Here is a 9,808-nt window from a genome sequence, read left to right on the forward strand (position 1 = left end):
AGTCAAAGAACTTAGAATTTGTACTATCATTTTAAACTTGTATATTCGGCGTTGAAAAAAATCTTGGCAAAGGTAGAGTATTACTCTTTCGTGTCAAAATTTTAATGCTTATCAATTCAAATTTATCTTGTGAAATCTTTACGTTATTTAAATAAATACTTTTTAAAATATAAATATCGATTAATAATTGGTGTTTTATGTACCATAATTGCAAGAGTATTATCTTTAGTAGTCCCTATTTTTATTGGAGATTCTTTAGACGGTGTAGAAAAATATATTAATAATCAAACTCACAGTTTACAAGCTGTAAAAGATCAATTATTACATAACATTTTATTAATGTTAGGTGCTGTTTTGCTCTCTGGTGTATTTACTTTTATTATGAGACAAGCCATAATTAATATGTCTCGGTATATTGAATTTGATCTGAAAAATGAAATATTTAAACACTATCAAAAATTATCACTGAATTTTTATAAAAAAAATAGAACAGGTGATTTAATGAATAGAATAAGTGAAGATGTTTCTAAAGTACGAATGTATTTTGGACCTGTTATTATGTATACCATTAATATAATTACCCTTTTTGTAGTGGTAATTCCATATATGGTTCAAAAAGATATCACTTTAACATTATATGCACTAACTCCACTGCCAATTTTATCCTTGTCAATTTATTTTTTAAGTAGAGAAATTAATAAGCGAAGTAGAATAAAACAAGAAACACTATCGAAATTAACTTCTATTACTCAAGAAATTTTTTCTGGAATGAATGTGATTAAAGCGTACGGAATAGAAAAACCAACATTTAAAGATTTTAATGAAGTAGCAGAAGAGAGTAAAGAAAAAAATATTGCTGTTTATAAATTACAAGCGTTATTTTTTCCATTAATGTTATTGCTAATAGGTATAAGTAACATTGTGGTTGTATATGTTGGCGGAACAAGATATATTAATGGATATATTAGTTTTGGAGTAATAGCTGAGTTTATTATCTATGTTAATATGTTAACATGGCCAGTTACGGTTATAGGTTGGTTAACTTCTATTGTACAAGAAGCTGAAGCATCTCAGAAAAGAATTAATGAGTTTTTAGAAGAAGAACCTGAAATACAAAATTTAGTGGAAGAGCCTACTAATATTGAAGGAAAAATAGCTTTTAAAAATGTAACATTTACTTATGATGATACAAATACTACAGCATTAAAAGATGTGAACTTTACACTCGAAAAAGGTAAAATGTTAGCTATTTTAGGTAAGACAGGCTCAGGAAAGTCTACAATTGCTGAACTTATTGCAAGGTTGTATGATGTTGATAAAGGTGAAATATTAATAGATGATAAGCCAATCAATCAGGTTAATTTAACAAGTTTGCGAAATGCCATTGGTTTTGTGCCTCAAGAAGCATTTTTATTTTCTGATACAATAGCAAATAATATTAAATTTGGAGATGAACAAGCTGTAAAAGAAGTAATTATAAATGCTGCTAAAAATGCTCATATCCATACTAATATAGTAGATTTTTCTAAAGAGTACGATACATTTGTAGGAGAAAGAGGTGTAACTTTATCTGGTGGTCAAAAGCAAAGAATATCTATTGCAAGAGCCATAATAAAAGAACCTAAAATACTAATTTTTGACGATTGCTTGTCTGCTGTTGATACAGAAACAGAAGAAATTATTTTAAATAATTTAAATAAGATTAGTAAAAATAAAACTACAATTATTATTGGTCATAGAGTTTCTTCGGCTAAAAATGCAGACTTAATAATTGTTTTAGATCACGGAAAAATTGTTCAGATAGGAACGCATGAAGAATTATTTAATCAAAAGGGTTTTTATCAAAATATTTATAACCAACAACTTATAGAACAAAGTGCTTCATAATTAAATTTAAAACATAAAAGAAATATAATAAAGTGTTGTGTAAATGATTTATTTTTTTAGATTTGTGATATAATTTATAAATTTTACCCACATTAAGTTAAGATTATTATGAGTGATAAAGAATATACAGAACAAGAAGAAATCTTTTCTCAGGTATTAAGAGCCGGTAGAAGAACCTATTTTTTTGATGTAAGATCTACTAAAGCAGGAGACTATTATTTAACTGTTACCGAGAGTAAGAAATTTACCCATGATGATGGTTCTTTTCATTACAAGAAACATAAGATTTATTTATATAAAGAAGATTTTAATGAATTTAATGAAATGTTAGTTAAAGCAACTGATTTTATTATTAATGAAAAGGGAGAAGAAGTAATTTCTGAACGTCATCAAAAAGATTATCAAAAACCAAGCTCTGAAGTTGGTGTTGAAGAAGAAAATAAATCAACAACAAGCTTTACAGATGTAAGTTTTGACGATATTTAAAGTATTACTAACTCAAATTGAATTAAAGGCTATCGTAACTGATAGTCTTTTTTTATGCAAAAAAATTATCTTTCTGCAAACTAAGATAAAAACTTGTGTAAATGAAGTCATTTTTTAATTTATTAAAATAAAAGTATATTTACCCTAAATAATATATACAATGGAAAAATTATTAAGGGTTATTATAGCGTGGTTTGGAGCAAAAAAAATAGGTGGAGGCAAATGTGGCTGCATTGGAACCTTTTTTGTATTTATTATTCTATACTGGTTGCTAGGCTATGTATTTGATGTTTTATAATAGCTAATTTGTATCAACTAATTTTAACTATTTATACTATCTCATTTAATTCAATCTAAATATGAAGAAAATTATTACGTTCCTTTTTGTTTTATCTTTTTTTAGTAATTATGCTCAAGAAAAAATAGATCTCAATTATTATTTACCTCAAAATGTCAATTACAATCCTAAAATACCAACTCCAGAAAGTGTTATTGGATTTCAAGTAGGTGAGTGGCATGTATCTCATGATAAACTGGTACATTATATGCAAACATTGGCAAATTCTTCTGATAGAATTACTATTGAAGATAGAGGAAAAACTTACGAAGGCAGACCATTATTATTGCTAACTATTACGTCTCCAAAAAACCATCAGAATATTGAAAAGATTAGAACAGAGCATTTAAAATTATCAGATGCTTCGGCAACTGATGTAAACATTAGCAATATGCCAGTTGTAGTTTATCAAGGGTTTTCTATTCATGGTAACGAACCTAGTGGAGCGAATGCGGGTTTGTTAGTAGCGTATTATCTAGCAGCTGCTGAAGGAAAAGAAATAGATGAATTATTAAACAATACTGTTATTCTGTTTGATCCTTCTTACAATCCTGATGGATTAAATCGTTTTGCAACTTGGGTAAATATTCATAAAAATCAAAACATAACATCAGACAATAATGATAGAGAATATGATGAGGTTTGGCCTGGAGGAAGAACAAATCACTATTGGTTTGATATGAATAGAGATTGGTTGGTTACCCAATTGCCAGAATCGCAAGCTCGTATTAGAAGTTTTCATCAATGGAAACCAAATGTGTTAACAGACCATCATGAAATGGGAACAAATTCTACTTTCTTTTTTCAACCAGGTATTCCGTCAAGAACGCATCCGTTAACACCTAAATTAAACCAACAATTAACTGCAAAAATTGGAGAATATCATGCAAAAGCTCTTGATAAAATAGGTTCTTTATACTATTCTGAAGAAAGCTTTGATGATTTTTACTACGGAAAAGGTTCTACTTTTCCTGATATTAATGGTGGTATAGGAATTTTATTTGAACAGGCTAGTTCTAGAGGTCATGCACAAAATTCTGAAAATGGATTGTTAACTTTTCCTTTTACCATTCGCAATCAATTTACAGCAGCCTTATCTACATTAGAAGCAGGCAAAAATATTAGAGAAGAGTTATTAACGTATCAACAAAATTTTTATAAAAATGCTCAAAATGAAGTAAATAAAGATAAAAATAAAGCTATAGTTTTTGGAGATGCCCATGACAAAGGAAAAACGTATCAGTTTGCTAAAATGTTAGAACGTCAAAAAATAAAATTTCATAAACTGAATAAAGATGTAAATGTTAATGGTACAAAATTCTTGCAAAATAGTAGTTATATCATTCCTACCAATCAGCCTAATTATAGAATGATTAAAGCAATGTTTGAAACTAGAACTAGTTTTCAAGATAGTTTGTTTTATGATGTTTCGGCATGGACATTGCCTATGGCATTCGACTTAAATTATGGGTATTCTAATAACGTGTCAACAGCGGGTGAAGTTGTTACTTCTCTTGATTTTCCAGAAGGAAAAGTAAATGGGAAAAGTGATTATGCCTATGTATTTGAATGGGATGAGTATTATAGTGCTAAAGCTCTATATACCATTTTAAAAAATAATATTAGAGCTAAAGTAGCTACTAAACCTTTTAGTATTGAAGGTAAAACTTATGATTATGGAACAATTTTAGTTCCTGTTGCCAATCAAGAAAAGTCAAGTGAGCAGATTTATGCTTTATTACAGCAACTAGCTAAAGAAACAGGAGTAGATTTTAATGCTGCAACTACTGGACTTACCCAAGGAATAGATTTAGGTAGTTCTTCTTTTAGAATTTTAGAACAACCAAAAATTGCAGTTCTGGTAGGTGAAGGTATTACATCTTATGATGCTGGTGAAATTTGGCATTTACTAGATACAAGATATCAAATTCCGGTAACTAAATTAGATACCAAAGACTTAAGTAGAGTTGACCTAAGCAAATACACCACTATTATTGTAGCAAATACTTCTGGTCGAACATTAAATGATGCTACTGATAATTTAAAAACTTTTGTAAAAAACGGAGGTGTTTTAATAGGTTATCGTAATGCATTACGTTGGTTAAATTCTAAAAAGTTTATCAAATTAGATTTTAAGAAAACTAAATTAAATGCTAAAAATGTGCCTTTCGCAGAACGACGTGATTTCAGGGGAGCTCAAGTAATTGGTGGTGCCATTTTTGAAGCAGAAATTGATTTAACACATCCAATAGGATATGGCTATAATAAAAATAAAATTGCATTATTTAGAAACACTACGCTTTTTGTAAAACCAGATAGTACCAGTAATTATAAAAACCCATTACAATACACTCAAAAAGCCTTATTAAGTGGTTATGTTTCTGAAGAAAATTTAGAAGTTTTAAAAGGAACTATCCCCTTTAAAACTGCAGGAATGGGTAGAGGTAAAGTTATTGCTTTTACTGATAATACTAATTTTAGAGCTTTTTGGTATGGAACTAATAAGTTATTAATGAATGCCATTTTCTTTGGTAAGATGATGTAATTTTTTAATATATAATTAATAATGAAAGAGGCTTATTAAACTAAATGAGCCTCTTTTTTTATAAGATAATAGTAGATTTAAACTCATGGATACAATTCATCCTTAAAATAATACAATTCAGATATTCTAAATTTATTTAGCTATTAGGTTGATTCATATTTGCATCATAAAAATCAACAAGATGCAAACTTTTAAATCAATTATAGTTTTACTTATTATTTTGTTATGTAATAATATTATTGCTCAAACTACCATTTCTGGTACAGTTACAGATAAAATAGGAAATCCTATAGCAGGTGCTAACGTATATTTGGAAAATACGTATGATGGTACTACAACAAATGTAGAAGGCAAATTTTTATTTACAACTACTGAAATTAGAGAGCAAGCACTAGTTGTTTCTAATTTGAATTTTCAGACGTTTAAGCAATTTGGCAATGTAAATACCTTAAACGGACTACAAATTGTGCTTAAAGAAGCTATAAATACGTTAGATGCTGTTGTATTATCGGCCGGTTCATTTAAAGCTGGTGGTACAAACGCGGTTTCTGTAATGAGTCCGTTAGATGTAGTTACTACTGCAGGTGTTGCAGGCGATTTTATTGGAGCTTTACAAACCTTACCAGGAACTCAAACCGTTGGGGAAGACGGACGCTTATTTGTTCGTGGAGGATTAGCAGATGAAACTGGGGTTTATATTGACGGATTACAAGTGTTTAAACCTTATATCTCTACTGCAAATAATACGCCTACAAGAGGACGTTATTCTCCATTTTTATTTGATGGAATTACATTTAGTACAGGCGGATATTCCGCAGAATACGGTAATGCGTTATCTAGTGTGTTGTTATTAAATACCATTAGAGAACCTAAACAAAATGAAACCAATATTTCTTTAATGTCTTTGGGATTTGGTTTTGGGCATACCAAAAAATGGGATAAAGATGCTTTGTCTATTAATGCGAGTTATATAAATCTAGCTCCTTATCATAAAATAGCTCCTGATAGAGATACTTGGAACAAATTGCCTGAAGCTCTTTCTGGAGAAGCAGTTTACAGACATAACACAAAAAATGGACTATTCAAGTTTTATACCGCATATAGCTTTTCTGAGTTTGATGTGGAACAAGAAAACATCAATTATGATGGTTTAGCTCGTTTTAAGTTAAAAGACAGCAATTGGTATACAAACTTGTCATATGATGGATTTATAGGTGATGATTTAAAACTAACCACCGGTCTAAGTTATAGTAATAGCAATACGGACGTAGGTTTTGAAGAAACTGACGTAAATGACATAGAAAATGCCTTACATTTTAAAACAAAATTAAAGCATATCTTTAGTAATGCATTCAAATTGGTGTATGGAGCAGAATTAACCTCTATAAATTTTAAAGAAACTGGATTGACAAATCAAACTCAAAATTTTGAATATAAATTTACGCATACCATGGGTTCTGTATTTGCGGAATCTGAAGTTTTTTTTTCTACCAATTTTGCTGGTAAATTTGGTATTCGAGGTACATACAATGCCTTATTGAAAGATTATGCTTTTTCTCCAAGAATCTCTTTGGCATATAAAATAAATACTAAATCGCAATTGTCTTTTGCTTACGGAGATTTTTATCAAACGCCACAAAATAACGAACTTAAAATTGAGCAAAATGTTGATTTTCAAAAATCTACACATTATATTTTAAACTATCAGTATAAAAAGGAAAAGCAGTTGTTTAGAGCGGAATTGTATTATAAAAACTATGACAATTTATTACAATACGACACCGAATTTGATGTGCCAATTGCCAATTTTAATAATAACGGATTTGGCTATGCAAAAGGCATAGATCTATTTTGGAAAGACAGTAAAAACATAAAAAATCTACAATATTGGTTTTCGTATTCATATTTAGATACCGAAAGAAAGTATCGGGATTTTAAAGAGCAAGTAACGCCAAGTTTTGCAACAAAACACAATGCCAGTTTAGTTACTAAGTATTGGATCAACAATTGGCGTAGCCAAGTAGGAGCAACCTATAGTTTTGCTAGTGGCAGACCTTATAATAACCCAAATACCGACCAATTTATGAGTGAAAAAACCAAAACGTATAACAATTTAAGTATCAATTGGAGTTATTTAATTTCGCAACAAAAAATACTATTTGTATCGGTTTCTAATATTATGGGTATTAAAAATACCTATGGTTATACTTATGCCAATAGTCCAGATGTTAATGGTATGTTTAAACGCCAAGCTATTGTACCCAGTGCAGACCGTTTCTTTTTTATAGGTTTCTTTTGGACCATTAGTGACGATAAAAACAAAAATCAGTTGGATAATTTATAAGGTAGGATAATTGTCGCGTTTTTGAAATATAGTAGAGTTTGCTAATAATTTTTAAGCTATTAATTTAGTAAATAAAAATAGAATAGAAAATTTACAAGACATCAGTTAAGTGAACTAGCTTAAACGATTTTTAGAGTAGGAGAGTACAAATAGCTACTCACTCAAGCAGTTTAAAAGGACTCCTTACAATGATAATTATAAAAGTACTTTAGTGAAAAATTAATGAGTTTTACTTGTTTTTTACCACAGTACTTTGTTAGCTACTGCCTTTTTATGAATTTATATTTTTTCTAGGAATTCCATTAATTTGACTTTTGCATCTTTCTTTGCTTTAAAATCTCCTTCATTAGTTCCTCCGAATTCATATTCGTAGTCTTTTCCATCAATATTCAATGTTCCAGTTCTATAATTTGAATTTTCCTCTGGTCTGCTTGAAATTAGATGACCAGCGTTTTCATATTTTATATTCTCAATAGAATGTTTAAAATTGTTTTCTTTTAAGTTCTCTTCTATCATATCTGCCATTAATGATGATGGCCAAACTTTATCATCATTTCCTGAAAAAAGTAGGATAGGACCATTAATATTTTCTGCTTTGATAGTTGCTTGACTTACTAATTTCGTTTGCGACAGACCTTTATTCCAATAATCCAGCATTTTGATTTTATCCGATTCGTTTCCACTAATTTTTTCCATTGGAACATAGGGAATGTCAATTCCTTTATATTTCCAACTTGGTTTTAGTTCATTAGAGCTATAAGGTAAAACAGTATTCGACCAAGAAACGCTACTTGGTGAATATGCAACAACTCCGCTTACAATTTCTGGAAATGTAGCAGCAATCAATAATGCTAATTCTGCATTTCTCGATGCTCCGATTACTACGATTTTATTTTTGTCAACTTCTTTCTGTTTTCCTAACCACTTTATTGCATTTTCAAAGTATGCTAAATCAATTTCTTCTGGTAATTTCGGTAAACCTTCTATTCCTGTGTAAGGTAATGAAAGACCTACCATTCCATTATTTGCAAATTCTTGTGCCCAATAGTCGCCCCATTGTCCACCACCAATTAATACTATTGCCTTTTTATTCTCTAAATCATTTTTGACAAAATAGTTTGCATGAAAACCACTTTCATTTATCAACTTTGGTCTTATTCCGTGAAAGAGAATTAAATCAGCAATGAAATAGCCAATTGTTAGTAATGCGATAATCCCTATTGGAATAAAGTATTTTCTTTTGTTCATCAGTTTTTGGGTTGTAGCTAACGTTCTCGGCTATGATTTCGTTGTGGAATTTCACGCAGTGAACATTCCGCCCGAAATCAAACCTTGGCTTGAAGTTAAGGATTTCCGTTTAGGAAATCCTTTCACAATGAATTATAGCCCATGTTAGGTGCTGGTTTTTATATTATTTCCATTTTTCGTATTCATTAATTATCTTGAATTCTCCCTCATACAAGACTTCCAAAACTGGATTAGAGGTTTTAGTACCTTTCCAATAATCAGTAGCTAAGGTTTTCCATTCTTGAAGACTGTATAATTCCGTTTTTATATATTCCGCGTCTGCAATGTGTCTTTTACCATTTGGCGATAATTCAAGTTCTAATATTCTTTTTTTCGGATGTCTTTTAAAAGTATCCCACCAATTTTGAAGTGTGTCAGTTGTGCATAACCAAATGCACTTTTTTCTTGATGGAAGTAAAGGATTTATTTCAAGTCTAGTTTGCTCAAAAGTATCTTCTCGTATTAATTTTAAATGTTGAAAATGTGATTTATATAATTCGTTTGATAAACCTTCGTAGTCAATTAGTAAATCTTGAACTTTATAGAAAAGGTTTTCATAATTTTTAGATTCATAGTCTAAATTATCCATCCATTCAACGTCTAGAGTTTCTCCAGCTCTTTTAATTAACCTTTTGCCTTGGAAATTAGATTTTGAAATATTTTCAATACCATTGAGAATATCTCTGTAAAAATTATTGAATTCAGTTTTCACAGAATCTCCAATTCTCCATTCTTTTCGAATGCCATTTAAAATTTGAATATGAAAATATCTCATTAATGTTATTCGTTCGACAACTTGCACCTAAAAGATGTGTAAAGATAGTAAAACGTTAGTTTTATTCTCTTTACATAGTGTTAGTTGTTGTTAAACGGAACTCAAAGGAAGTTTCCTTTGAGTTAGTGAGTAAAATAACTTCGCCTC

General features: G+C 29.8%; 6 protein-coding genes. 4 read left to right on the forward strand and 2 right to left on the reverse strand.

Features of this window, described 5'->3' with window-relative positions; genetic code table 11:
- The first annotated feature begins 129 nt into the window (after positions 1–129).
- The 4 genes from EGM88_RS06580 to EGM88_RS06595 all read left to right on the forward strand — a co-directional run bounded on the left by EGM88_RS06580 (position 130) and on the right by EGM88_RS06595 (position 7,599).
- On the forward strand, positions 130–1,887 hold the full coding sequence (locus tag EGM88_RS06580; protein WP_123897168.1) for an ABC transporter ATP-binding protein: 1,758 nt from the start codon (positions 130–132) through the stop codon (positions 1,885–1,887).
- Positions 1,888–1,995: 108 nt separating this feature from the next.
- Positions 1,996–2,373, forward strand: a complete 378-nt coding sequence (locus EGM88_RS06585) for a PUR family DNA/RNA-binding protein (protein WP_123897169.1) — start codon at positions 1,996–1,998, stop codon at positions 2,371–2,373.
- A gap of 359 nt (positions 2,374–2,732) precedes the next feature.
- Entirely contained in the window at positions 2,733–5,255 is a 2,523-nt protein-coding gene (locus EGM88_RS06590) for a M14 metallopeptidase family protein (protein ID WP_123897170.1), read from the forward strand.
- A gap of 181 nt (positions 5,256–5,436) precedes the next feature.
- Positions 5,437–7,599: a TonB-dependent receptor gene (locus tag EGM88_RS06595; protein WP_123897171.1), complete on the forward strand. Its 2,163-nt coding sequence runs from the start codon at positions 5,437–5,439 to the stop codon at positions 7,597–7,599.
- A gap of 279 nt (positions 7,600–7,878) precedes the next feature.
- Here the strand turns inward: EGM88_RS06595 and EGM88_RS06600 are convergent, their stop codons facing one another.
- Together EGM88_RS06600 and EGM88_RS06605 are read right to left on the reverse strand one after the other, a co-directional pair.
- Positions 7,879–8,847 (reverse strand): acyl-CoA thioester hydrolase/BAAT C-terminal domain-containing protein, encoded by a 969-nt coding sequence (locus tag EGM88_RS06600; protein ID WP_123897172.1) that lies wholly within the window; start codon positions 8,845–8,847, stop codon positions 7,879–7,881.
- A gap of 163 nt (positions 8,848–9,010) precedes the next feature.
- Positions 9,011–9,661, reverse strand: coding sequence for a DUF2441 domain-containing protein (locus tag EGM88_RS06605; protein WP_123897173.1), 651 nt, complete (start codon positions 9,659–9,661; stop codon positions 9,011–9,013).
- Positions 9,662–9,808: the final 147 nt, after the last annotated feature.

Source organism: Aureibaculum marinum (assembly GCF_003813905.1).
GTDB lineage: Bacteria > Bacteroidota > Bacteroidia > Flavobacteriales > Flavobacteriaceae > Aureibaculum > Aureibaculum marinum.